The 25,864-nt window shown below is 37.8% G+C and carries 24 protein-coding genes and 1 tRNA gene; 3 read left to right on the forward strand and 22 right to left on the reverse strand.

Annotation, left to right across the window (positions count from 1 at the left end; genetic code table 11):
* Positions 1 to 205: 205 nt before the first annotated feature.
* The 4 genes from topA to D0T85_RS18030 form a co-directional block, all read right to left on the reverse strand.
* Positions 206 to 2,551 (reverse strand): type I DNA topoisomerase, encoded by a 2,346-nt coding sequence (gene topA / locus D0T85_RS18015; protein ID WP_163214921.1) that lies wholly within the window; start codon positions 2,549 to 2,551, stop codon positions 206 to 208.
* Positions 2,552 to 2,932: 381 nt separating this feature from the next.
* A complete protein-coding gene (locus tag D0T85_RS18020; RefSeq protein ID WP_239060761.1) occupies positions 2,933 to 4,585 on the reverse strand; it encodes a TonB-dependent receptor in 1,653 nt (550 codons plus the stop codon).
* A 140-nt stretch (positions 4,586 to 4,725) separates the two neighbouring features.
* Positions 4,726 to 7,731, reverse strand: coding sequence for a tetratricopeptide repeat protein (locus D0T85_RS18025; RefSeq protein WP_163214922.1), 3,006 nt, complete (start codon positions 7,729 to 7,731; stop codon positions 4,726 to 4,728).
* A gap of 505 nt (positions 7,732 to 8,236) precedes the next feature.
* The gene (locus D0T85_RS18030; protein ID WP_163214923.1) at positions 8,237 to 8,761 is read right to left on the reverse strand and encodes an NUDIX domain-containing protein; all 525 of its coding nucleotides are present in this window, start codon (positions 8,759 to 8,761) and stop codon (positions 8,237 to 8,239) included.
* 123 nt (positions 8,762 to 8,884) lie between these two features.
* Between D0T85_RS18030 and D0T85_RS18035 the strand changes: the two genes are divergently transcribed.
* Positions 8,885 to 9,787: a hypothetical protein gene (locus tag D0T85_RS18035; RefSeq protein ID WP_163214924.1), complete on the forward strand. Its 903-nt coding sequence runs from the start codon at positions 8,885 to 8,887 to the stop codon at positions 9,785 to 9,787.
* A 43-nt stretch (positions 9,788 to 9,830) separates the two neighbouring features.
* On the opposite strand, the gene D0T85_RS18040 is transcribed toward D0T85_RS18035, so the two are convergent.
* From D0T85_RS18040 to D0T85_RS18060, 5 genes are all read right to left on the reverse strand, one after another.
* A tRNA-Ile gene (locus D0T85_RS18040) sits at positions 9,831 to 9,904 on the reverse strand.
* 69 nt (positions 9,905 to 9,973) lie between these two features.
* Positions 9,974 to 10,285, reverse strand: a complete 312-nt coding sequence (locus D0T85_RS18045) for a DUF4491 family protein (RefSeq protein ID WP_163214925.1) — start codon at positions 10,283 to 10,285, stop codon at positions 9,974 to 9,976.
* A gap of 3 nt (positions 10,286 to 10,288) precedes the next feature.
* On the reverse strand, positions 10,289 to 10,753 hold the full coding sequence (locus D0T85_RS18050) for an Lrp/AsnC family transcriptional regulator (RefSeq protein WP_163214926.1): 465 nt from the start codon (positions 10,751 to 10,753) through the stop codon (positions 10,289 to 10,291).
* A gap of 178 nt (positions 10,754 to 10,931) precedes the next feature.
* Entirely contained in the window at positions 10,932 to 11,804 is an 873-nt protein-coding gene (locus tag D0T85_RS18055) for an FKBP-type peptidyl-prolyl cis-trans isomerase (RefSeq protein ID WP_163214927.1), read from the reverse strand.
* Positions 11,805 to 11,829: 25 nt separating this feature from the next.
* Positions 11,830 to 12,414 carry an FKBP-type peptidyl-prolyl cis-trans isomerase gene (locus D0T85_RS18060; RefSeq protein WP_163214928.1) on the reverse strand — a complete coding sequence of 195 codons (585 nt, stop codon included), beginning with the start codon at positions 12,412 to 12,414 and terminating at the stop codon, positions 11,830 to 11,832.
* A gap of 412 nt (positions 12,415 to 12,826) precedes the next feature.
* Between D0T85_RS18060 and D0T85_RS18065 the strand changes: the two genes are divergently transcribed.
* Complete coding sequence (locus D0T85_RS18065; protein WP_163214929.1) at positions 12,827 to 13,525, forward strand: NAD-dependent deacylase; 699 nt, start codon at positions 12,827 to 12,829, stop codon at positions 13,523 to 13,525.
* Here D0T85_RS18065 and D0T85_RS18070 read toward each other — a convergent pair.
* The 12 genes from D0T85_RS18070 to rpsO all read right to left on the reverse strand — a co-directional run bounded on the left by D0T85_RS18070 (position 13,502) and on the right by rpsO (position 24,379).
* Entirely contained in the window at positions 13,502 to 14,254 is a 753-nt protein-coding gene (locus D0T85_RS18070; protein ID WP_163214930.1) for a glycosyltransferase family 2 protein, read from the reverse strand. The two genes, D0T85_RS18065 and D0T85_RS18070, sit on opposite strands and share 24 nt — an antisense overlap.
* Positions 14,247 to 15,509, reverse strand: coding sequence for a glycosyltransferase family 4 protein (locus D0T85_RS18075; protein WP_163214931.1), 1,263 nt, complete (start codon positions 15,507 to 15,509; stop codon positions 14,247 to 14,249). The genes D0T85_RS18070 and D0T85_RS18075 overlap by 8 nt, the downstream gene beginning before the upstream one ends.
* Positions 15,510 to 15,521: 12 nt before the next feature.
* Positions 15,522 to 16,538: a hemolysin activation protein gene (locus tag D0T85_RS18080; protein ID WP_163214932.1), complete on the reverse strand. Its 1,017-nt coding sequence runs from the start codon at positions 16,536 to 16,538 to the stop codon at positions 15,522 to 15,524.
* Positions 16,539 to 16,550: 12 nt separating this feature from the next.
* A complete protein-coding gene (locus D0T85_RS18085) occupies positions 16,551 to 17,345 on the reverse strand; it encodes a phosphorylcholine transferase LicD (protein WP_203558522.1) in 795 nt (264 codons plus the stop codon).
* A complete protein-coding gene (locus D0T85_RS18090; protein ID WP_163214933.1) occupies positions 17,333 to 18,469 on the reverse strand; it encodes an NAD/NADP octopine/nopaline dehydrogenase family protein in 1,137 nt (378 codons plus the stop codon). Before D0T85_RS18090 ends, D0T85_RS18085 begins: the two co-directional genes overlap by 13 nt.
* A gap of 1 nt (position 18,470) precedes the next feature.
* Positions 18,471 to 20,282 (reverse strand): aminotransferase class I/II-fold pyridoxal phosphate-dependent enzyme, encoded by a 1,812-nt coding sequence (locus D0T85_RS18095; RefSeq protein WP_163214934.1) that lies wholly within the window; start codon positions 20,280 to 20,282, stop codon positions 18,471 to 18,473.
* Positions 20,283 to 20,332: 50 nt separating this feature from the next.
* Positions 20,333 to 21,166, reverse strand: a complete 834-nt coding sequence (locus tag D0T85_RS18100; RefSeq protein ID WP_163214935.1) for a glycosyl transferase — start codon at positions 21,164 to 21,166, stop codon at positions 20,333 to 20,335.
* Positions 21,163 to 22,602: a lipopolysaccharide biosynthesis protein gene (locus D0T85_RS18105; RefSeq protein ID WP_163214936.1), complete on the reverse strand. Its 1,440-nt coding sequence runs from the start codon at positions 22,600 to 22,602 to the stop codon at positions 21,163 to 21,165. The genes D0T85_RS18100 and D0T85_RS18105 overlap by 4 nt, the downstream gene beginning before the upstream one ends.
* Positions 22,602 to 23,237 carry a hypothetical protein gene (locus tag D0T85_RS18110; protein ID WP_163214937.1) on the reverse strand — a complete coding sequence of 212 codons (636 nt, stop codon included), beginning with the start codon at positions 23,235 to 23,237 and terminating at the stop codon, positions 22,602 to 22,604. The genes D0T85_RS18105 and D0T85_RS18110 overlap by 1 nt, the downstream gene beginning before the upstream one ends.
* Before the next feature lie 43 nt (positions 23,238 to 23,280).
* Positions 23,281 to 23,601, reverse strand: a complete 321-nt coding sequence (locus tag D0T85_RS23245; RefSeq protein WP_163214967.1) for an RloB domain-containing protein — start codon at positions 23,599 to 23,601, stop codon at positions 23,281 to 23,283.
* Positions 23,592 to 23,807, reverse strand: coding sequence for a hypothetical protein (locus tag D0T85_RS18120; RefSeq protein WP_163214938.1), 216 nt, complete (start codon positions 23,805 to 23,807; stop codon positions 23,592 to 23,594). Before D0T85_RS18120 ends, D0T85_RS23245 begins: the two co-directional genes overlap by 10 nt.
* A gap of 302 nt (positions 23,808 to 24,109) precedes the next feature.
* Complete coding sequence (rpsO, locus tag D0T85_RS18125) at positions 24,110 to 24,379, reverse strand: 30S ribosomal protein S15 (protein WP_163214939.1); 270 nt, start codon at positions 24,377 to 24,379, stop codon at positions 24,110 to 24,112.
* A 139-nt stretch (positions 24,380 to 24,518) separates the two neighbouring features.
* Between rpsO and D0T85_RS18130 the strand changes: the two genes are divergently transcribed.
* Positions 24,519 to 25,007, forward strand: coding sequence for a hypothetical protein (locus tag D0T85_RS18130; RefSeq protein WP_163214940.1), 489 nt, complete (start codon positions 24,519 to 24,521; stop codon positions 25,005 to 25,007).
* Positions 25,008 to 25,012: 5 nt separating this feature from the next.
* Here the strand turns inward: D0T85_RS18130 and D0T85_RS18135 are convergent, their stop codons facing one another.
* Positions 25,013 to 25,822, reverse strand: coding sequence for a Fic family protein (locus D0T85_RS18135; RefSeq protein WP_163214941.1), 810 nt, complete (start codon positions 25,820 to 25,822; stop codon positions 25,013 to 25,015).
* Positions 25,823 to 25,864 lie beyond the last annotated feature (42 nt).

Consider the following 25,864-nt stretch of genomic DNA (forward strand, 5'->3'; position numbering starts at 1 on the left):
CAAGAAAATAAAAATCTGTAGGACACAGCCGCCACCAGAATGACCCTCAGATGTCAGTGATGCAGGAAATATGATGGTGATGAGTGAAAGTTGGGTTAAGATAAAAACGTTGTAACCCTTGGGGTAGACGATAAACATTAAACTAAAAAGAGGATGTATTTGGAAAAACCATGATACATCCTCTTTTTTTTGTTTGGGTTACAGCTTATTTCTTCTTCGAAGTAAACTTCCTCTTTTTAGTAGTTCCTTTATCTTCCTGAAGCTTTATAATATCCATACAGGTTTGCAGATTCAGATCCTTAGGTTCTACATTCTTAGGAATTTTATAGTTGCTTCCTTTGTATGCAATATAAGGGCCATATCTACCATTAAGGATTTCCAGTTCGGGCTCTTCGTCGAATTTCTTTATTATCTTTTCAGCATCGGCTTTGCGTTTTGCCAGAATTAGTTCTACAGCCTGATCGTAAGTCACCTCCATAGGATCGAACTCTTTGGGTAAAGAGATATATTTAGAGTTGTGATATATGTAAGGACCAAATCGGCCAACTCCAATGGAAACAACTTTTCCTTCGTACTCTTCGAGCTTACGGGGCAGTTTGAATAATTCCAAGGCTTCTTCCAAAGTTACGGTTTCCAATGAAAACCCTTTTCTTAGTTGAGCAAACTTTGGTTTTTCTTCATCATCGCTGGTACCTATCTGAACTACAGGACCAAAACGACCGATTTTAACCGATACCGGTTTACCGCTCTTTGGATCGGTGCCCAGAACACGTTCGCCTGCTTTGTGTTCGCTTTTGGCTGCCAATGTTGCTTCAACAGAGGGGTGGAACTTTTTATAGAAATCGTCCATAATAGTTGTCCACTCTTTATCGCCATCGGCTACATCATCAAACTCTTTCTCTACCGAAGCGGTAAAGTTGTAATCGAGTATTTTGGGGAAGTATTCGGTAAGGAAATCGTTTACTACAATACCTATATCGGTAGGGAATAATTTAGATTTCTCAGCTCCTGTTATTTCTGTACGTGTTACATCTTCAATCTTACTGTTTTTAAGCGTAAGTACATCATACGAACGTTCTACACCTTCCTTGTCGGTTTTCTCTACATATTCACGTTGTTGAATGGTCGAGATGGTAGGTGCGTAAGTTGATGGACGACCAATGCCCAGTTCTTCTAATTTGCGAACCAAACTGGCTTCGGTATATCTTGCCGGACGCTGATTGAAGCGCTCCATTGCAACAATATCTTTAGCTTCGAGTACCTGACCTTTTTTCAAAGGAGGAAGCAAACGGCCTTCGTCTTCCTGATTTTCGGTTTCATCGTCGTAAGATTCTTTGTACACCCGAAGAAAACCGTCGAACTTAATAACTTCGCCGTTGGCAACAAAATTATCGCTTACGTTGCTTATAGATATGTTGGCTGTTGTTTTTTCCAGTTCGGCATCGGTCATCTGCGAAGCAATGGTACGTTTCCAAATGAGGTCGTACAGTTTCTTTTCCTGTGCTGTTCCTTCAATAACCTGATCGGACATAGCAGTAGGGCGGATGGCTTCGTGAGCTTCTTGTGCACCTTTTGTTTTGGTTGCATACTGACGGGTTTTGATGTATTTATCGCCCATCATGTTCGAAATAGCTTCTTTGCTGCCTGCAATAGCGTATTCCGAAAGATTAACCGAGTCGGTACGCATATAGGTGATCTTTCCCGATTCGTAAAGTTTCTGGGCAATCATCATGGTTTGTGCCACGGTAAATCCCAGTTTACGGGCTGCTTCTTGCTGAAGTGTAGAAGTGGTAAACGGTGCAGCCGGACTTTTCTTTGTTGGGCGGGTAGTAATATCCTCGATGGTGAAAGATGCTGCTTTGCATGCTTCAAGGAATTGCTGTGCTTCTTTTTTTGTTTTGATCCGGCGGGCAAGTTCAGCCTTCATCTCAACCATTTTGCCATCGGCTTCGGGTACAAGGAAGGTTGCCGTTACACGGTATGAGGCTTCGCTTTGGAAGTTTTGTATTTCTCTTTCTCTTTCAACAATCAACCTCACTGCCACAGATTGTACACGGCCTGCTGATAATGCCGGCTTAACCTTTCTCCATAGAACCGGAGATAGCTCGAAACCTACAATACGGTCGAGTACACGACGGGCTTGTTGAGCGTTAACGAGGTTAATATCAATATCGCGTGGGTTTTCAATGGCTTTAAGAATAGCAGGTTTTGTGATTTCATGAAATACAATACGCTTAGTCTTCTCTGGGCTTAATCCCAGAACTTCGTACAAATGCCATGATATGGCTTCTCCCTCGCGGTCTTCATCGGAAGCCAGCCAAACCATATCGGCGTCTTTTGCTGCGGTCTTCAACTCGGCTACAACTTTCTTCTTTTCTGCGGGTATTTCGTAATTGGGCTTGAAGTTGTCTTCAACATCAATACTGAAGTCTTTCTTCTTCAAGTCGCGGATGTGTCCGTAGCTCGAAAGTACTTTATATTCTTTCCCGAGGAATTTCTCAATCGTTTTTGCTTTTGCAGGAGACTCTACAATAACAAGGTTTTTTTGCATATTATTGTTATACCTTTAAATAGAATTCGCCGCAAAAGTAGGAAAAAACATTTTTCTTTGCTTTATAATAAGGTGATAATCTGCTCTTTTTTATAAAAAAAAGGGTTTTTAACAAGAAATATTGTATTAAAACGAAAATGAAGATCAAATAAGAGGCCAACGGCCTCTGCACAATAGCGTAGGGCAAAGCCCTACGTAAACGAATATGTAGATATAATGACCCCAACGGGGTCAACGCAGCTAATGATTCCTACGTTGACCCCGTTGGGGTCACTGTTTTGTCATTTCGTTTACGTAGGGCTTTGCCCTACGCTATTGTATTGAGGCCGTTGGCCTCATAGTGAACTGTTTCTTTTGTCTGAAATATCAAAACCTGAAACATCAAAACCTGAAACTCATTCCTCCCAGGAAACTCATTCCCTGATCTATGTAATTCAGGTAATAAGCATGTTTGGTATTAAACACGTTGGTTGCACGTGCATATATACCTATGTTTTCAAAAATCTCGTAGGTTGCACCAATGTTAAGGTTGTTTACGGCTTTCAATCTTTCCATGTCGGTAGCTTTTGCCCGTTGGGTATAGCTATAATCGAGGCCGATATTGAGTGCTTTGAATGGTTTAAAGTCTAACTGAATACCAAAATCGAATGCAGGTTTAAGCAGATAAGCTAACTCATTATCGGCATCCCAGTTATAATATTTGGCATTTAAACCCAGGATAAACATGTCTTTATAATTGTAGCTCAGATCGCCCCCTACAAAAACATTGCTGGTATTTGTGTAATTGTAGAACATTGCAGGATCTGTTCTGGTTGGCTCAACAAATTCGAGCTCGCAGAATAAATCGTTCTTTATTTTCTGGTATCCGGCATAAAAGTTAAACCATACTCCCGCAAAAGGACTGGCCTTGAATCCTGCCGAAGCATTTATCTGCTCATAACTGTCTTTTAACTGAGTGGTATGAAGCTCGCCGTGGGGGTTGTACATTTCCAGTCTGCGGAAATCGTTCATCATTCTGCCACCAGTAGCTTTGGCATACACAATGTAGCTGTCGGAGAATATGTAGTTGATTACCACATCGGGCGAAAAGCTAAACTTGTCTCCAAAGCCGAAAGCAAAATCGGCATTGGCTCCTACATGCAGTTTCCAGTTATTATTTTTTAATTCGTAATACGGATTAAGCAATATGGAAGTACTGTTTTTATAATCCTGATTCAGGAAACGATTGTTCATTTCCACTCCCAAGCTGATGGTTTGCTCGTCGGTGATTAATCCGGTAACATCGGCTTTTGTGCGGATAAGGCTTTCTTTCAAAGCATCGCCATTGTTTATAAAATTGTACGCGCGCGAGTAAAGCATTAAATTGGTTTCTGCATTGAACAGAACCGGCAGATTATCGTCGGTCGACTTAAAACCAAGGTGTCCGGCACCAGAAGTAAACTTCTTTTGGCGGGTGGGCGAATTGGGGTGATTGTTGAAGTTGCTCAATCCAAAATCTCCGGCAATATCCATATCAACCGTTTTGAACTGATGGGTATATGCTACTTGTGCTTTGGTACGGTAATAGTGGCTTTTCCATTTATTATCGCTATCGTACATTCTTAGCTTACCGCTTCTGCCGTCCATGTCGAAAAGGATATTCAGTTTGTCGTTGCCCGAAGGGGTGAAGAGGTAATTGGCATGTGCATCCAGATTACCATAAGCACCATATCCCAGGCGTACATATCCTCTCATGGGATTTTCTTGTTCCTCTTTGGCTGCATATACACCCATCGTTTCGGCGGGGAATGAAGTAGCAAGCGACAATTTATTATCGTATACCACCGTCCGGGGCGAAACTTTGATTTCTTCTACTTTAGGAACAACATTTACTTTCTGGGCATCCATTATATCCGGATTGTATTGCTGCTCTACTACCACTGTACGATTCAGTAATGTATCGGCAGGAGTTTGAGCATTTGCTTGAGAAACAATACCTGTTAACAGGATGCCTATATAGAGTAATGAGTAATGAGTTATGAGTTTTGAGTTCATATTTTTATAAGTTTTGAGTAATGAGTAATGAGTGGTGAGTAATGAGTGGTGAGTGATGAGTTTTGAGTAATGAGTTTTGAGTGGTGAGTTATGAATTGAGTTAACTCACTACTCATAACTCACTACTCATTACTCACTACTCATAACTTCTCTAATCTGGTTTCAATCATACTCTTAATACCATCATCTTCCTGATAGTTTTGTTGCAAACTAAGTAAGTACTGGCGGGCATCCAGTTGGCGGCCCATGGCTACATATACATCAGATAGCAGTATAAAGCCTCTGGCTAACCAATAGGTATGCGGGGTGCTTTGCTGAATAAAGTTGAGTAACTCTTTCTCGGCCACATCATAGTTTTTCTGATTGTACAACAGTTCGGCAACCAGGTATTTTGCTTCGGCCCCAAACAGGTTGCGGGTATCTTTAGCAAGTGCTTTCAAATCGGTTGTTGCAGCTTGAGTTGCATTTTGTCTTAAATACGCCTTGGCCCTGTAGTAGGTAGCCTCGGTTACTAACTCGGGCGACAGCTTAGACTCGCCAAGCAAATCGGTTGCTGCATGTATAATTTCCGTATCATCCCGCAAGAAGAAAGCACTTCGCAAGATACCGGTTTCGGCCAGTACCCGCCGGTCGGCATTCGATGCTTTCTCTTTCAGCATTCTGTAGGTTGCCAGTGCCTCCTTGTAGCTCTGTTGGTTAAACTGTACTTCGGCACGCATGGCAAGCCCCTCTTCCGAGAATGGGTTATCCGGATATTCGAGCAATTTGGCCGAATGTAACAATACCAGTTCCGGGTTTTTCTGCTCTTTGGCTATTACGGTTAAATAGTAATGGGCATTGAGGGTAAAGGCACCCTGCGGATAACTCTGAATATACCTGTTAAAGCTTTCTTTAGCTTGATTTATCTGGCCACGTGCATATACCTTTTCGGCAGCTACATACGTAAGCGAGTCTTGTTCGTTTACATCGAAATGTACATTGCCTGGAAGGCTTTGCGCCAGTGATGCAAACTCGTCTACCCGGTTGAGGTCGATATAAATCGATTTCAAATCATGAAAAGCTAAACGAGCCTCTTCGCTGCCGGGATATTTCTGTATCACGTATTTGTAGGCATTGATGGCCTGATCGTATTGCTCGTTTTGGTAATGCAACAATCCAATCTCGGTTGCGGCTTTACGGGTAACAGGGCTTTCGGGATATTTGGTTAGTAACTCATTGAAAGCGTTAATGGCCTGTGTGTTGTTATTCATCAACACATAAGAACGTCCTTTTTCGTACAGAGCATTTACGGCGTAAGGCGATGCCGGATACTTGCCGGCCAGCCTGTTTAACAGCGTAATTTTACCTGCATAATCTTTTTCTAACCCGGCAACAAGTGCCAGTTGGTAGAACGAGTAATCGCCGGTCGACGTATTCAAACCCTCTGCCTGCGAATAGTATTGCTTGGCATCGCTAAAGTTACGTGTTTGCAGGTAACAGTCGGCAATGCGGTTGTAAGCATCGGCAAGTATGGTCTTGTCCTCACTTTTGTATGCTCTTACAAATTGTTGCAGATAGTTACGTGCGTTGCTATAATCTTTGCGATGGAAAGCTATGTAGCCAAGGTTGTATTGCGCCAGTGCATACATCTCGGTATTGGGCTGCCGGTTGAGGTGCAGATACTCGGTAAAATCGCGCGTTGCCTCGGGTAAACTATTCAGGCGGTAATAAGCTTCGCCCCGCCAGTAATGGGCTTCGGCATTGGTTTGCTGGTTGTATCGTCCAATTTCAGTGGAGCGGGTAAAGTAGCCGGCCGCCTTCAGGAAGTTGGCATTTGCAAAACTTTGGGTTCCTAGTTGGAAAAGAATTTTCTGCTTGGCTTCCATTATCTGGTTGTTGGGGCGAGAAATTCTTTCGATAGATGTTAATGCAGCCTCGTAGCTACGGGTGTTGAGATATACATCGACCAGGTAACTGCTTATCTGTTCGGTATGGGTCGAGTTAGGGAACTGATTGAGGAAACGCTCGAAAACCGTTACCGACTCGCCAAAAGCCGAGAAAGATGTTTCGTGAATAGCCAATGCATAATTGTAAAGGGCTTGTTCTTTGATGTTTATATCATCATCGGATGCGGCAGCCTGTTCAAAAGCCATGCGTGCTTTATTTTTATCGGCCAGTTGAAGATAAGAAAGCCCAAGATGAAGATTGGCATTTTGGGTAAGGTTATCGTTTACTTTGGTTACTTCGCCAAGTGCAGCAGCTGCTTTGCTGAACACCTTGGTTTGATATTGTGAAAGCCCCATCATGTACAAAGCCCCCCGTTGAGGTGTATTAATTCGGCTGGTATAGCTTTCAAATTCTTTCACAGCAGCAGGGTAATCTTTTGAGTGATAGTAAACTTCGCCCAGAATGCGGTGCATCTCGGCTGTTTTCTCACTGTCCACTACCATTGTTGCTAAATGCTTTTGAGCAACAGCTTTGGCCTTATCGTATTGTTTTTGTTGCAGATAGATGTCGGCCACATAATACGGTGCAAGTGTTTTGTATTTCGGGTTGTTTTCCAGTTGTACAAATCCGGTTAATGCTTCATCGTACCTTTTCTGGGTGTACCGGATGTACGAAATATAATATGCACAGTCGTCCTGATATTTGCTACCTACCCTGCGAAGCGTATCGAACCAGATTACTGCCTGCGTGGGGTTGTCGGTTGCCAGATACGAGATCGCCATGCGGTATGTCATATCATTGAGCTCTTCATCAGAAAGCAACTCCAATGATGTTAGTTGGAAAACCTCCAGTGCCTTTTTGTAGTTCTCATTGAAAAAGTACACCGATGCCATTAATGCTTTGATACGGTTGGTGTAAGGGGTATCAGGATGCTTGGCAAGATAACGTTTTAATATCTCAAGCCTGTTGGCATCCTCTAGTTCGTAAGCTGCACATGCCAGTATGTAATCGGCCTCGTACAGATAGTTGGATTGCGGTTCCTGTTTTATGTATTCTTTGGCTAGTGGTACCGCTGCCAGATAGTTTTCTAGCCGAAATAATTCCTGCGCTTCTTTTAATAGTTTTTGTGGTGCAGTAAACTCTCTGGTGGTTTGAGCCAACAGTGTAAATGGCAACCAGCAGACAGAGAGAAAAATGAGTCGAAGAATATAAGTTCTCATAGGAATATATAGTTTTTACAAAAGTAAAGGTTTTAATGGATTAATTGTTTGCAAACCGATGCAAATATAAGGCATAAAATATAAAACAGGCCTTGATTTAACATTTGTCTACAAAGATACGACTCCAATTGCTATATAGCTTGAGGAGTGAATGCTATATAGCTCTGAGGGTCAATGCTATATAGCTTCATGGGGCGATGCTATATAGACCAAGACTGCTTGTCTATATAGCGCGAAGGCACGAAAGGATGAAAGCGCGAAAGGACGAAGGTGTTTTTTTCATGCCTTCGTGCTTTCATCCTTTCGTGCCTTCGCGCCTTTATATCATCATCAACAGCAGCAGTTTCTTTTTCTTCTGCTTTTTCTTATGTTATGGTATATTATATTATTTTCTATTATATTGTTGCAACGAAATCCAACGGACGTTGAATTTTAGCTTTCTGTGTTTGTACAAAATTTTATCAGCAACAGCTTTTTATGATGTTCTGTTCTTTTTACTATGGTATTACAATTTTCTTTGCAAGAACCTATTCAATCCCTCCCTGATGGAAGTCAAGCCAAATTCGGCTGGGTTAATTTGATTTAAAGGAATGAAGAAGCATTCGGCTACATCATCCATTGCTTTGATATGGCTTGTATCGTCTATCTTGCACAAGAAAAACATATCCAGTGTATGTACCTCGAAACCGGAATATACATATAGGTTAGGCAAAGAGAACTGATAGATTGCTTCTTTTACAACAAGTCCGGTTTCTTCCTTTACCTCTCTGATAATGCTTTCTTCGCCGGTTTCGAACATATCAACAAAACCACCGGGTAAATCAAGTGTTCCTTTGGCTGGGTCTTTGGCTCTGCGACAAACCAATAATTCGTTTTTGGCATTCAGTATAAAAGCCACCGTTGCTGCCGATGGATTGAAGTAATAAACAAACCCGCAATCGTTACATTGCTTTGCCTTTTCGTTACGTATTACAAATGCCGATGATCCGCATTTGGGACAATAATTGAATTGTTCAAAAGGATGATTCATGTGAGTTATGAGTTGAGAGTTATTATTCAATGTGGGGCAAAAGTAGTAAAATTCGCCCTTATCATGGTTCCGGAATAAGAACTTTGTTTTTTTGTGATATATTTGTGAACTAGAATATTCTGCATGGAAAAAGAAATTATAAAAGATATTATCACCGACAAGGGTGAATCTGTTTTTGATGTTCGTATCATTCGTAATGAAGGTGCCGGATTACTAACTACCAATAGTGGCGACAGCTATCTGATTCTTGACAGCCTCGATTATTGGTACGATCTGATACAAGATGGATATCCTGCTAAGCAAAAGTGTAAATGTAAAAATGATCACTTCAGTGTGAAGTTTGCTTATACTTACAGGGAACATTATAACGATATCCGACACATTAACGTATTTACAACCTGTACACAATGTGGCAAAAAGAAGGAAGTGTGTAGCATTGATATTGATTATTCGCCTACTAGCCAGCTTATGGATACCCCACTCACATTTTGTCCAAAGCCGAAAATCAAGTATAAACTTACACAAATAACAGGCTACTGGAATAATAATGAGGTGGATAATCTACTTCGTTTTGCATCTGATGAACTTCATCTTAATATATATGCCTGGTTTTTCAATTACAACAGACAGTTACGCTATTTTGAGAAATTGACACCAGAACGTGCCATGCAGCAGGTAAAACAGCATTTTTTAAATTTGTTCATTACACCCATGGAGTTGGATATGGATCGTTGTATATTAACAACGAACAACAAAGGTGTTTTCTTGAAAAATGATCTCTGGCGCAAAGATGAAATCATTGAGATATCACACCTAAACATGTATGACATCGGAACATTGTATTACATGGAATTTGCTAATGAATACTTGGATAAAGGAGAGGTAAAAGGCAAATCGGAAGAGTTCCAGAATATTACTTCACGCCTCATGGAATGGCTGAAAGAGAATTATATAACTCAAAGGGGAAAAAACTGCTTTGATGGTGAAGAAGGTTATGCGAAATACATTAAAAAACAATCTGTATAAAAGCGAAAAAGACGATAAACCATTGATTTATCGTCTTTTTCAGTGGGCCATCTAGGGCTTGAACCTAGGACCTCCAGATTATGAGTCTGTTGCTCTAACCAACTGAGCTAAAAGCCCGTGTATCCTTTATTTCTTGGATGCGGATACAAAAGTATAGGTTTTCCTCGAAATATGCAAGTGAATAATTTAAAATTTATATCTTCTTTTTGGATTCTTTGGAAACCAGCCTTTCTTAACCCGCTCTTCTTGTTCAAAAACTTCTTTAATAGTCCAGAATGAGGAGAAAGCAAAAACCCCACATAATGAGGATATTAGTATGTTTTCTACCCATAAAGAAGCAGCAACTCCAATTATTCCAAGGATAAGGAATATCCACCAGCATTTAGTTCCCCAATAATATTCGGCCTTCACAACCACAGGGTGGAAAAAGCCAATAATGAGAAATGTGGAAACTCCTATAACTAATCCGGACAAATGATATTGATTCAAAAAATCCATTTACTACATTTCTAAGCGGATTGGAATTTCTTTTTTAATGCTTTGCTCTAACGAAATAAGTGTTTCTGTTGCAGTAACACCTGGTATTTCTTGCATTTTATTGTTCAGCAAATCCATCAGATGTTCATTGTCGCGGGCATACACTTTGGTTAACATGGTGTATGGACCGGTAGTAAAATGACATTCTACAACTTCGGGTATATTTTGCAATTTGGCAACTACTTCTTTATACATTGAGCCTTTCTCTAAAGTTATGCCAATGTAAGTACATGTTCTGAAACCCAAGGTTTTAGGGTTTACATTATAGCCCGATCCAACAATCACCCCCATATCGATTAGCCGTTGCACACGTTGATGAATGGCTGCACGCGAAACTCCACATTCGGCAGCTACATCTTTAAAAGGGATACGAGCATTCTGGGTTATGATCTCCAGAATCTGTCTGTCAAGATTGTCTATCTTTTCCATATTTAATGATTTCTAGTTTAACTTATCAAATAGTAAGCAAATATAGGACTTTATTTTAATTTATCTATATATCATCCTTGAATTTTGGAATAATATTAAAAAAGAGGCATCGAATAGTTTCGTCGATGCCTCTTTCATATTATTCTAAACTTTTAGTTTTCAGTAAAGAGTAAAAAGTTTATTTCTTTGTTTCTATTTCCAGAAGTTCCATTTCAAATATCAAAGTAGAGAAAGGTTTGATTTGTCCTTTGTCTTGTGTGCCATAGGCAAGGTCGTAAGGAATATAGATTTCCCATTTTGATCCTACAGGCATAAGCGAAAGAGCTTCGGTCCATCCTTGAATAATACCACGTCCAACTAATGTTTTGAATGGTTCGTTACGGCTGTACGAGCTATCAAACTCTGTTCCGTCAACCAAAGTACCACGGTAGTTAACCACTACGCGGTCGGTTTTTTCAGGAATAGAACCAGTACCTTCGGTAATTACTTTATATTGCAAACCGCTTTCGGTAGTAATTACACCTTCTTTATCTTTGTTTGCAGCAAGGAAATCTTCACCGGCTTTTTTGTTTTCGCCGTATTTTTCTTCAATAGCTTTTTCTGCTATTTTCTGCATGTTTGTTTCCATGTAGCTTTGGGCTTCCATCAATTGCATTTTCATGTCTTTGCCGGTAACACCTGCTACAAAACCTGCAATCATATCGTCTCTTGTGAGTGTTTTTGTTGAGTCACCACTAAAAAGTTGTTGGTTAAACCCTTCAACCCAGTTTTTGCTAACATTTTGTCCTAACGACAATCCTGTTGCATAAGCAATGTCCTTATCGGTAATACCTTGGCTACCTGCAATGAAACCTCTCATGAAATCGTCCATATAAGTGGTATCCATTTTTACCTGACCTACCAACCAGTTCATTAAACCGTCGGTACGAGCCATACCAATAGAATAAGACAATGAGTCAACGTCAGTTTTAAGCTGAGCTTTAGGAGCTTGTGCGCATGATACAAAACTCATGGCAGCGGCAATGATCATTAAAATACTTACTTTCTTCATTTTGCTTTAATTACATTAATTAAATTTATAATACTTCTAATAATTCTACATCAAAAATCAGTGTGCTGTGTGGTGGGATCATTTCGCCTGCTCCCTGTGCACCGTATCCAAGTTCGGAAGGAATATACAATCTCCATTTTGCTCCTTCGCCCATAAGTTGAAGTGCTTCAACCCATCCTGGTATTACCTGGTTTACACCAAACACAGCTGGTTCGCCACGTTTAATCGAGCTATCGAATAATGTTCCGTCAATCAGTGTGCCTTCGTAATGGCACCTTACTCTGTCGGTAGCTTTGGGTTGCTTGCCATTGCCTTCGGCTAAAACTTCATATTGCAGTCCGCTTGGCAAAGTTTTAACTTCGGGTTTCTCTTTGTTCTTATCAAAGAATTCTTTTTCTCTTTGAATGTTTTCTTCCGACATTTTTTTCTCTAATTCGGCAAAAAACTGGTTAACAATATCCCGGGCTTCTGTATGACTAATTGCAGTTGGGCTGCCATTTAAAACGTCGCTTATTGCCTGTGAAAAATCGTCGACGGAGATGCTTTTTGCTCCCATTCCCAATAAATTCTGACCAATTCCCAAGCCAATAGCGTAACTAAATTTATCCATTATATTTAAGTTTGGTAATATACCTGTAATCACTTACAGCTTTGCGTTTTACATTTAATTGGCAAAAGTAAACCTTTTCTTTGAAAGCTAGCCTCTTTCGTTGATTAAAATTTCTTATAATACCGGATTATGATTCTGTTTTTAGTATTTCACCGCAGAGTTCACGGGGTTACACCGAGTTTTAAACTTCATCAGATTGGGAATGAATTAAAAACACAGAGACACAGAAACACGGAGCTTTTCCTTGTGCTGAACACGGAGGCTTCGCTTTTGTCATACAAGAACTCTGTGTTCAGCACAAGGAAAAGCTCCGTGTTTCTGTGACTCTGTGTTTTAATTTTAGTTCATTTCAGCCTCTAACTGAACATATTTTTATTAAATTTGTAGGTGAGGTATAAAAGTTGCAAAAAAAATGAAGAAGCTTATTATTTTATCAGGTGCGGGGATGAGTGCGGAAAGCGGCATAAGTACATTCCGTGATGCCGGTGGTTTGTGGGACAAATATCCGGTTGAGCAAGTTGCCACCCCCGAGGGTTTCAAGGCAAATCCTGCCCTGGTGCTCGATTTCTACAATCAACGCCGCAAGCAATTATTAAAAGTTAAGCCAAACCGTGGGCATGAACTAGTTGCCGAATTAGAACATAAATTTGATGTAACAGTAATTACTCAGAATGTTGATAATTTGCACGAACGTGCAGGCAGTTCAAAGGTTATTCATTTACATGGTGAACTTACCAAAGTGTGCTCAAGCAATAATCCTGATGATCCCAGATACATAAAAGAGCTGAAACCGGAAGAGTATATTGTAAAAATGGGCGATCTTGCCGACGATGGTTCTCAGCTCCGCCCCTATATTGTATGGTTTGGCGAAGCTGTTCCTAAAATAGAAGTAGCAGCAGATTATGTAATGCAAGCCGATATCTTCCTTATTATAGGCACATCTATGAATGTGTATCCTGCTGCGGGTTTGCTTAATTATGTTCCCCAATCGGCCAAGGTGTATTTAATAGATCCCAATGATGTGAATGTAGCAACCGGCCGTTCTATCGAAGTGATAAAAAAAGGAGCTTCTGCCGGCATGGAAGAGTTACTGACCCGGCTTGAAGAGTAACCGGAGTACAAACCAGCTATGATGCATAATGGTGGAAAACCATCCATAATGTTTCACCATTATGCGGAATCGTTCTTTCAGCGAGGCCTTGCGGTTTTGGGTTGTTGTTCCCTCTTCCAGATAGTCGATAATAGTTAGATGAGTATTGTGAAGTACCTTCGCTTTCTTCATCATACGGATACACCAATCAAAGTCGGACGAGAACCGGTATTGCAAGTCATAAGGTTCGGCAAGCGTTCGTTTGGCAAAAAAGGCTTGGTGACAAACAAGCATGCCTTGCTTAAAGCTTTTCCAATTAAGTGCCTCGGGTGCTTCAAGTCTTCTCATTCGTAGGAAGCGGCGGTTCGCATCAACTAACGCTGTTTGTCCGTATAACACATCGGGCAAGTCCTTACTTTTTATAGTGTGAACCATTTTAAATAAGGTATCGTCTTCTTTCAAGCTATCTCCTGCATTTAAGAAACAAATATAATCACCGGTTGCACATTTCAATCCTTTATTCATAGCATCATATATCCCTTTGTCTGGTTCGGTAATAAGGGTACTAATGTACGATTGGTATTTGTTAAGTATTGCCAGAGTACCATCGGTAGATGCACCATCAACAACAATATATTCGATATGATGATAAGTTTGGGTGATGACACTTTGGATGGTGTCTTCCAATGCTTTCCCGGCATTGTAGGTAACCGTAACGATTGAGAATGTAGGTGTGAGGTGCTTATGCATGGGTACCGATTACTTTGTTGTATATTTCGATGTATTTTTTGGCGATGGTTCTCTCAGAATAGTTATTTATAACTTTTCTAACGGCCTCTTCGGATAATTGTTTGTAATCGCTTTCCTCCAATACCCAATGAATACCGTTAGCCAGATCGTCGGCCGATTTGTATTCAGCAATATATCCGTTGTGCAGATGATCTATCATTTCGGGTATTCCACCAACCTGAAATCCCACACAAGGTATGCCACAAGCCATAGCTTCCATAATGGTGTTAGGCAGATTGTCTTCTAGCGAAGGGGTTACATATAGATCTACAGAATTATATATACTAATTAGTTCGTGCTCGCTTTTTACATATTCCATAGGATAAATTTTGAATGGTATCCTTTCTTGTAAATCGCTAGAGTGATGTCCAAATACAACAATACCTAACGATTGACATAACTCGGGGTATTTGCTTGCAAGTATTTTGCATGAGTCAACAAAGTAATCAACTCCTTTCCGCTTGTCTCGTATCTTAACGGAGCCAAAAAGTATTAGCTTAGCATGCTGAGGTAGGTTGCACAACTTACGCGCTTCAAGCTTATTGCTAGGTTTAAATAGATTTGTGTTAATAGGATTAGGTATACTAAGAACCTGCTGATTTATGGTTAATGAGCTTTCCGAAGCTTTGGCTGCTATCCACTTGCTGCATCCGATGAAGGTGATGGAGTTGTGGGCTAGTATTTTCTTTTTCTTATTGAAGACTTTTGTGGATAGATCTTTCTTTCTTGTTCCATTTAAATAAAAACAATCTCGACATTCTGTTTTATAATTGTCACATTCTCTAGCATGATGACAAATGCCAGTAAATGGCCACATATCATGCATTGTCCAAACAACAGGTTTGCCAGATTTAAGTATTTTTTTTATGCTTTTGAGTGATAGCATTCCCTGATTTATCCAATGTAGATGAATAATATCTGCTTGCTTAAATTCAGGTAAGGAAGTGATATCCATACCAACATTTGCTATATCAACAGCAAAAAGGTTTTTCTTGCTGAATCTGTTTGCAATCCATATTACTATGCGTTCCCAAACAAAATTCCATACAGCAATCCAGTTATGTTCTGTTTTTACTACACTTATTTTTGTAGTCTGTTTATCTCTAACCAGCAATTTGGCTTTTATTCCATGGCTGATCAGGGCATCCATTAAACGACTGGCTGCAATGGCGGCCCCGCCTGTTCGTTCGGAGGTGTTTATTAGGAGTACTCTCATAACTTGAAATTACTATAGACGTTTATCTTTCTTACAAATTTTATTAATGCGATGTCTTATTGCTTCGCTTATTCTTGAGAAGTTTCCATGTTTTAAATTCAATATAAGTTCCTCTATAGAACGGGATATTTTAATGAAAGGATGGCCCCATGCCATTATGCGATAAACTGTTTTTTTGTATTCTATATTTTCAATTATATAATGAGGATGTTGTAAAGGAAATGCTATATCATAGCGCTTCATTGTAAAAATGCGTCGAAATCCTTTAGGAAGTACATTAGCAGAACTGGAGAAATGCGTTGAGTCCATAGTAGCTCCTAAGTTATTTATCATATTGCGTGTAGGTACAATGGCCAATCCGGAGTTTAATAACATTGAAGCATAAAATATCGTTTCATAATAAGCTTTTCTGCTTTCTCTGTGACGCTGACAAGTGTAAATAAAATCTTGTTTATATTTTCGTTCTTTGATTAAGGATTCTAACTGTTTTCTATTAAAATCATCATCTAAGAAAGAATAATATTCATCCCATTGTTCAATCACTCTTCGCCAACTAGCCCAACCCCAAATAGATAGGTTGGATGTGAAAAAATAATCATATGGAATATTTGGTGTTATCTCTTCATGGTTAAAACCAGAAATCACAAATATTCGTGGGTCATTTTCATATTTATCAAGTAATTCCTTGCAAAAATGAAAGAAAGACACAGACGGCACATCATCATCCTCTAAAACAATGCATTTATCAGTGATAGAAAAAGCCCATTTCTGTGATATGTATTCCGAAGGATCACATCCGTAATTTTTTTCCTGATATTTATGATGTACTTCGCATTCCCAATCAATCTGTTTTACAATTTCTCGACATGCATTAATCTTGAGAAGATCATAATCACCACGGGGACCGTCCTGATATAAGAACAATCGAGTAGGACGAGCTTCTTTTACAACCTCAAAAACTTCATATAACTGTTTGGGTCGATTAAAAAAGAGGATTAGTACAGATACATCAACAAGCGCTGGTTTCATAGCTGTTTCATTTTATTGTGTAAATCGAATGTCATTGAAATGAGGAGTTATCTTGTTTAAATCAGGTAATGTCATATAATCACCATAAATGCGTTTTAAATAATTATGAGTGCTATGAGGAGCAGGAAATAATTTCCCTTCAAATTCAATTTCTGATAGTGGAAATATGTCTTCCTTATACCGTGGGGCAAAATAGGCCGTTCCAAAAGAGTGCCTTATTTGTTTAACTGGCCATAGTTTTGAGATAAATCGAAGTAATGGAAAGCTAAAACGATTATTAAAACAATAAATTCTATTAGTACGTTGCACTAATATATTATCTGGGATATGACTTTTCTTTAATTGCTTGTATATTTGTCCATGCATGTGGCCCCCAATCCATGCCAAACTCTTTGGGATGTATTCCATTGGAAAAATGTCAATGTATATGCCCTGGTATTTAAATATCCGGTCATACTTATTAGTCTCAGATAAGAATGAGTTTTTATCCCTCAACTTACCATAAATAAATATATAATTTTCATCTGTATCATGTGTTTGTAGTATATATTGTTCGGGAAGTTCATTTGGAAGTACTTTTACTAACCGAAGATAATCTTTTCTCATCATTTCTATGTCAAGGTCATCATCCCATGGAATGAATCCTTTGTGTCGTACAGCCCCTAATAGTGTGCCCGAACTTAACCAGTATGGAATGTCATACTTTTTACATACGTTATCAACAACAACTAATAGATCCAACATTCGTAGTTGTTGCTTTCTTAATATAGATCCATCCGGATTAAATCGTTTTCTTAGTTCTTGCATGATTGATCTTGAGAATTTACTAATTGCATCATTTCTCTAAAAACATCTGAAGATATATAACCTGTCCCCATAAGTTCTTTCTTCAAAAGATCCCCATTATCATTTAGGTAGATCTTATCCATAACTTGTTGCCCCCAAAGTAGAATCTGATTTATGTATGGCGTTTTGATACCTAATATTTCGGCTACTGATTTTAGTATTAGTATACCAAAGGGAAAATCTTCAGTAAAATACCGGTTGTTTATATCTAAAATAAATCCTTCTGAAGCATGTTTCATAGGGGCCTTAATATTACTGAAAGCAGGTATAGACCTTATCTTTTGCGTGAGTGTACTAGCATTGGTACTATTATAATGCTCTAATATTGTTGGAATTTTATCTTTATTGATGGGAAGTTTCTCTAGAATCGAATTGAATTCTTTATCACATGCAATGAGTAATTCAGAGGACTTATCATTCCAGTCTGAATAGAATCCAGGAATGCTGTTGTAGATAGTATTTTTACTATTAAGGCCAAATAGAGCATATAATCTTGCTGGATGCAATAAAGGGTTACTGTTTGTAAAACTAACTTCAAGGAAAGTTTCTGCCAATACAGTAGGTGTATCAAACATTTTTTCGACTTCTGTAATCAGTGTCTCAGGATGATCAATATTTAAAGTTGCTAAACATAACTGTTTTTTATAGCCTAAAAGATTGGCAGAGGCACCATACTGGTCAATTCTACAGATAAAAGGGGTACGTTGAAAACCAAATAGGGAAGTTTCTTTCTTCAAAACTTTATGGGCAATAAAAAAAAATCCGGTACTGGCAACAACGCTTCCAATGATCATTGAAGAGTTTAACCAAGGTTTTATTTTAATTAAAGTAGTTTCAATTGCATATCCAGGCAAACAAAATAAAATGACATCACTGTTTTCTACTACATCTTGCGGGTTAGAGGATATGCAATGAATTTGTCCCAGAAATTGCTTTTCAAAGCAATCATTTATTGATATTAAATTCGACCATTTTTCTGGTTTGCTTGTTAACAAATTAACTTTGTAATTAACTTTACTACCAAGATATCCTGCAATAACATGACCTAAAGCACCACCACCACATATACATATTTGTTTGCTCATATTATTCCCCTATTTCTTTTAGTGCCTTAACTATTAAATCATTATCAGCTTGATTTCGAATAGCTATTCGTATATAACTCCTGTTATTAAAGCCTGCTTTTTTGCTACAATCCTTAATCAAAATATTATATTTCTTTAATAGGATAAGAGATAACTCACTAGAAGAAAAACGGGCTATTATTTCACATAAAAAGAAATTTGCTTGTGAAGGTATTACTCTCAGATAGCTGATCTCTTTTAAATTAGTAAAAAAACGCTCTCGTTCATTGATGAATGTTTTACAAGCATTTTTGTAGTCGGTATCATATTTATTATATATTTGCATGTAAAATTCGGCGAAAGAGTTTATGTTCCAAATAGATAATGATTTCCGGATCATAGTAATCAGTGGAATACATGCACTTGCCATCAGGCCTAACCTTAGGCCAGGTACTCCATAAGACTTTGAAATACTTTTAATTACGACCAAGTTCTGATATTTTTCTAAAATGTCATTAGTTATCAATGTGTTCTGGTAGCTTTCGGCGGAAAAATCAACAAACGATTCATCAATGATTAAAAGAATGTTTTGCTTCTGAGCCCAATTTGCAAGAATGAATAGGTCTGGTTTTTCTATAAAATTTCCTGAAGGATTATCTGGATTAATGAGTAACATGACAGAAAGCTTCTTGTTGTCAAAATAGTTTATAAGATCTTGTGCCGAATAAGTGAAACCATTATTCGATGGCAAGTATTCTATGATTCTTTCGGGGCTTATACGATTGGGGTACTCTTCGAATGTTGGGTATGTAATCCCAATGTTACCTTCAACTGTTGCCATTAAATCTTTAATCAATTCTGCCGCACCATTTCCTATGGTTATGTATTCGGGTTTGATACCCAAATTTCTTGCCATTAACAAACTGTTCACAGATATCCCTGATGGATATTCACTTAAAAGGATATCAAAATTTGATTTGATTTCCTCTTTCATCCGCTTAGGTGGGAAATAGGGATTTACCAAATAACAAAAGTCTTTCAAAAAAGGAAATCGCCAATATCCACCAAATCTTTTATGATATAATTCCAGACTGTTATTTTCTGCAAAAATAGTCTCTGCAATGTCAAGATCTAATATGTCATCAATTTCATACCAAGATTCTTTGTCTAATATAAGAGCTTTCAGCTCACAGTTATCCAAAAGAGTAATTACTCGCAGAACCTGTTCGTAATATTCATTATTACCTAAAGCTTTACTGTATGCTTCCAAAAAAGGCACATAACTATTATTGCTAAATGCTTTACTGAATTTGTAGATATTTACAGTTTTATAATAGGTATCTGCATCTTTGTAGCTGAATGCTTTATCCGGAATGAAATTTACAATATCATTCGTTTCATTTATCTGAACCATTGTTCCATTCATCCATGGTTTATACTTTGCTACCACAACTAAATTTGGAAATGTATCAGCTAACACTCTGTGAAAGATAGATGCATCAAAAATAAGGTCTGATTCAATCAATAATGTATCATCTTCTTGCAATTGTTTTTTCGCCAAATAAAGAGAGTATATATTATTTGTCTTATCATATATTGGATTTTCTATATATTGAATGGGTGTATCATGAATGGTAAACCCTACATGTTCTTTTAATTTTTCGCCTTTATATCCTATAACAATAATAATCCGGCGAAGTTTTAATTCTGATAATTGCTGTAGCAAGCGATCAATCAAATAAACATCATTGACTTTGATCATACATTTTGTATTCTCTTTGGTCAATTCGCCAAGGCGTTTCCCCATTCCTGCTGCTAAAATAATTGCTTGCATATTTTATATATTATACAATGTAATAAACAAAGATATGATTTTTTATGCAACTACCTTTGCTGCTTTTGAATCATCTCACATTTTATATTTCCAATATAGGCTGCTGCTTCAGAATATGAACTTTGGAAAGAACCCAAAATATGACTTGTTCTTGAAAGCAGATATAATTCAACAACCGCATGTTGTATGCCCAATGGATTATTGCGTTCAACTTTCTTGGTAGAAGTTATAACTCTTTCACCAAATATTTGCTGCAATAGGGATTTATCTTCTTGGGAATCAGTGGCCAGATAGAAAGTTGTTTCAGGGTTCTTTTCTATTTCCTCATTCATGCGTTGAATAAATTGTTCTGTTGGGCTTTGGTCGATGCTTATAGCATTGTCTGTACGACGTATATGTATACCTATAGTTGCAGGGGTGAATTTTTCTGCTATTTCTTCTATTTGCAACAACAATTCGGGTTGAGGTACGAATAATTTGTATGATTCTGTGTTGGGTGTTGAATGAAAATGCACCCAACTGGCTATATAACAGTTCTTCTTACCCACTGTCCATTGTTTAAAGTCAAATCCTTCTCGTTTTAATCGAGTTGAATCTTTTTCATAAATGCGGGCATCATACTTTAGGGTCTGAAAGATTTTTGGTAGATGAAAGTTTCTTCTACGTGGGCGGTCGCGTAAAATTAAATCAACAATGGTTGCTTCTTTTAATGTAACTCCTGGTAGATTAAGAGGCTGAAACAACTGATCGAAGCGGCATTTTAATGCCCAATCGCGATACCAAATAATGTGTAACCTGGACTGAGTATCCTGTGCTAAAGCAATAGCCGCAAGTACTGCTCTCATTCTATTTGCCAGTCCGCCCACAGGTACAAAAGTTATCATATTGTTCTTTGCTTTAAAAATGTTAGACTTTCCCTAAATACTTTTGCACGGGTTATCCATAAAATAATAACATACAGAATTGCAGTAAGAAGTATTTTTCCAACAAAACGTATATACAAATTATTAATCTCTTTTAATAAGAAATATGAAATTAAAATAGAGGTTATTGTAATTACCAAAAATGGGAGAATATCTTTTAAAGCATTCAACAGAGATATTTTTATTTCCTTCCATAAAAAATAATGCCATACAAGCACCCAGCAAATATTTATGATAACATAGCCTATAAACATTGCCCGCATCCCGAATGAATGAGTTATCAACATTGAAACCAGTAAGGAAAGACATAATGTAATGTTACACCACATATATACATTGGATTTTCCCCGGCTTATAAGTAAATTAGAATAAAGACGGATAATTGGAATAAATGCCCCACTTATACAAAGCAGTTGAAGTATTTCCACAGCAGGTAGCCATTTTTCTGTAATGGTTATAACAATCAATTCATAGGAAACAAATGATATTCCAAGCATAACTGGGAAAGCTATAAATGAAGTGAACCGTAACAATTTACGAAACACATTTTGCTGTCGTAATACGTCATCGTTTATTTTAGCAAGAACAGGTTGCGATACATTATGTAGAGTATCGCTCACCAAAGAATACCCCATATAATTCCATTTGTTGGCTTGTGTATAATTACCAACATCTGCTTTTGTGTAAAATTTGCCCAATAAGATAGAGAACAAATTATTGTTTAGATGAATAAATAAATTTGTTATCAGAAGTTTACTACTGAAACCAATCATTTGTTTCAGTGGAGTAAAATCCAATTTAAAGGTGGGCCGCCATGGCGAAAAATACCAATAGCAAGAAACGACACAAGTTATATATACAATATTTTGAGTTGCAATGCCCCAATATGAGAATCCATTATATGCTAACACAATACCAATAATCCCTGAAATGGCAAGACTTACCATTAACGATATTGATTTCTGCTTTATCATCAAATTACGAAAAAAATAAGAGTTTTGTACAACTCCAAAACTTGATATTAAGAATCCAAGAAAACTATAACGAGCCAAAGAGGTCAGTTCCGGAATCTTATAAAAAACGGCTATAAGCGGCGAAATAAGGAAAAGAACAATATATAAAAGGCTACCTATTATAATATTAAACCAGAAAACAGCATTATAATCATTGTGACTTACTTCTTTTTTATTTGCTATAGCTGCCGTTAAACCGCTTTCTTGAATAGTACTGCTCAACAGTGAAAAAATAGCTAACATACCTACCATGCCATAATCGTTGGCATTCAAGATACGTGCCAGAAAAACTCCAAAGACCAGATTAAGCAACTGTAACACACCATTACTAATCCCTCCCCAAAACAGGCCTTTAGCTGTTTTTTCTTTTAATGTACCTGACATTAGTTATTTAATAATTCAATTATTATTATGTTATTTCTTACGTTAAAAGTGTAATTTCGTCGCGAGTTGTCAAAATAAGTTTTAAGTTCATCAACAGTAGGATAGTCATTCTCACCCACAAAACAGTGTGCATCATCTATTAACATTACATGTTTTTGTGGGGAAGAAACAACAGCATCTATTTCTGCAAAGATTGGACATTCAAGTTCCCCTTTAGCTGTTAGGCCTCCTGAGTAATGTCCATCCAGCCAGAAAATTGCAGCAGTATCTAATTTAGAAACAACTTCCTTCAACATCAGGGCCGAATCACCATGATATAAATGAATTTGCGAATAACGTTTAAATCGTTTAACTGCCTTTTTATAATAATAATTGGATAACTCAATACTATAAATCTCAGAAAAATAAGGCATTTGCACAAACACCATTTCTCCTGTATATGTGCCCGTCTCTACCAGTATTTTAGAATTGTTTTTTTGCTGGTACTCCCTTATCATCATTCTTTTTGCAGCATGAACTGGTGGAATAGGCTTACCTGCTTTCACCCATTTATTAAAATCCCTTTTAGTTTCAATCTCTTTTAATGATGTTAAAAGAAAATCAGGAATAAATTTTCTTAATCGTATTTTATTCATTTCATATCAAGTTATTTGTTTCCATATTTTACAATTCGGTCATTTACTCCAACCTCAAAACAGCCTTATACACTTTTGTATACGACTGCCCTTCTTTATATCTTTCAGCCCTAACAAGAGCTTTTTCTAGGTTTTCACTCATATTTAAGCGTTCCACCCAAGATGAATTTTTAAGATACTTCTCAGATTTGTCATAATCAGAAATATGTTTCTTCAAATGCTTAACAGTGTCATTACTATTTGTGTGTGCTGGACAAGTGTCTTCGTAATGAAGAATAAACCAATACTCAATACATTGCAAACTATCGCATATAAGTACTCTATTATCGTTGAGATATTTCTCCTTTAGTTTCTTTAAACGCAGGTTCTCAGCCTCATTCCTTTTTGATACACATTACTCTTACCCGAAGCATTTGCTCCATAAAGAATCCCTAGCTTTAGAAGTTTTACATCAGGTTCAATTTTTACAACATGAAATTCTTCTAAAGCTGAATCATTGTCTGCCTCAAAACGTAATGTGGTTTCTTTCTTAAATGAGAAAAAATTCTTAAATGTGATTTCGGCTATCATAATGTTGTAATATGTACCGCAAATATACAAATAAACTTTTGCTTTTCGTTCAGGTAAGTGTTGAAGGATTTAAAAACAACAACACTGGTTACCACTACCGCCTCACTGGTTACCACGGATATCTGTAGTGGTAACCACCAGCAGTACCAATGGTAACCACTGGCACCTGTAGTGGTAACCACTTTTTGAGTTCATCAGTATGTGTTCTTGCTATTAATGTAGACTGTCAGATACAACAAAGGCTGTCCAAAACTAATTGGACAGCCTTTCGTCTTAATTTTTTTCTTTAAGGAAGCAATTTCTTACTTTCTCAAGCCAAGTTCCTTAACAATTGCACGATATCTTTCGATATCATTGTTTTTAAGATAGTTAAGCAATCCACGACGCTTACCTACCAACATTGTTAAAGCTCTTTCAGTGCTATAATCTTTTCTGTTGAGCTTCATGTGCTCAGTCAGGTGAGAAATACGGTATGAAAACAAAGCTATCTGCGCCTCAGGTGAGCCAGTATCAGAGTTAGACTTTCCGTACTTTTCAAAGATTTCTTTTTTCTTAGCTGCATCTAAATACATAATTCTTAGATCTTTAAATATATAAAATGTTCTTAGAGGCGGCAAAGATAGATAATAATTATGAATTATGAATTATGAATCGTGAATTTATTTGGTTAATTGTTATATTTGCATAACTTGAGTTATTTATGATTCAGCTATGCAATTTGAACCTACATATAATTATAGTCAAACTGACCTGCGTAAAGAAGAAAATCTACTCTTATGGAAATTTGGCGAGTTAATAAAAAGTCTTATTACCATAGCTAGTAATGCCGATAAGCAAAAATACATCATTGGAATGGGTGCTGCGGCAGATGAAATGGCTTTAGACTTCGATTTTTATTTTACACACTCCTACAAACAATACTTAGATAATGAATTGTTAAATGAAGATGTTCTCAATGAACTAATGTTGCTTGATGATCTTTTTGAACAGTATAGTGGGGATAAAAATCCCGACTTCTGGGACGACTCATTATTAGACACCAATAATGATTGGAATATTGTAAGAAAGAAAGCCCGGAAAATATTAGAAATGATGGGTTGGGACAATTTAGATATTGAATGCGAACACACTAATATTTATAAAGGTAAACGCATTGTTGGACAACAAACAAGGACTCAATTGGTTAAAAAGAAAGTTTGACGGATTTAAAACATAAAGCTAAATCCTCTCTTCTGTGAAGTATTGAAATGTTCAATCTCCAATGCGAGAGATTTCTTTAATTGACCAGCCATAAACGACAAGAAAGGGAGGTTGTTATCCTCATCCTGCGACTGGCGCAAGGCAATGATATATTCATCCCTATCTTCCTTAAATATCTTGGTTGGAAAAAGATGGTAGCAGAATTGGATATAATTCATCAGCAAGCGGGCAGTTCTTCCGTTGCCATCTACCCACGGATGAATAGTTACTAGATTTAAATGGGCATTGAAGCTAAGTTCATATTGATCCCGGATGATAGATGCTATGCTGATACGCTCTTGCAGTTGACCGCATAGTTCAGTAACCTTAGCAGGTACTTTTTGATAATTCATATAAGAATGTCCGCCAACGCCTGCTGTAACGCCACATAAACGGTATTCGCCTTTAGAAGAATCGAAAGAACCACCCATTACGCTGTGTGCACTGCCGGTAGTACGCATCAGTGTAGCATTCAGCTTTTGCAAGAATGCAGGAGTGATCGAAACAGAATGCGAAGCTTCTTCCTTAGCAAGGTCATACGCTTGCTTCAGGTCCTCATTCATCAAGTGGTGAACAAGTGGTTTGCCACCAGCTACCACTCCTTCATCAAACAAGAGTTGGGTTTCTATCTCTGTCAGTGTAGAGCCTTCAATGGCTGTGGAATGGGTAATAAGAGAATAGAGGTAGTACTTTTCGTAATCCACCGCTTCGCTGATTCCAAGTTCTTGAAACTTTTGGTGTAGTGCTTCTATTTCTTGCCAAACATTCTGTTCCATTGATTGCTGTTTAATAGGTTGGGTTATAAACAAAAAAAGAGC

This window comes from Bacteroides sp. 519 (genome assembly GCF_010500955.1).
Classification (GTDB): Bacteria; Bacteroidota; Bacteroidia; order Bacteroidales; family Bacteroidaceae; genus Bacteroides.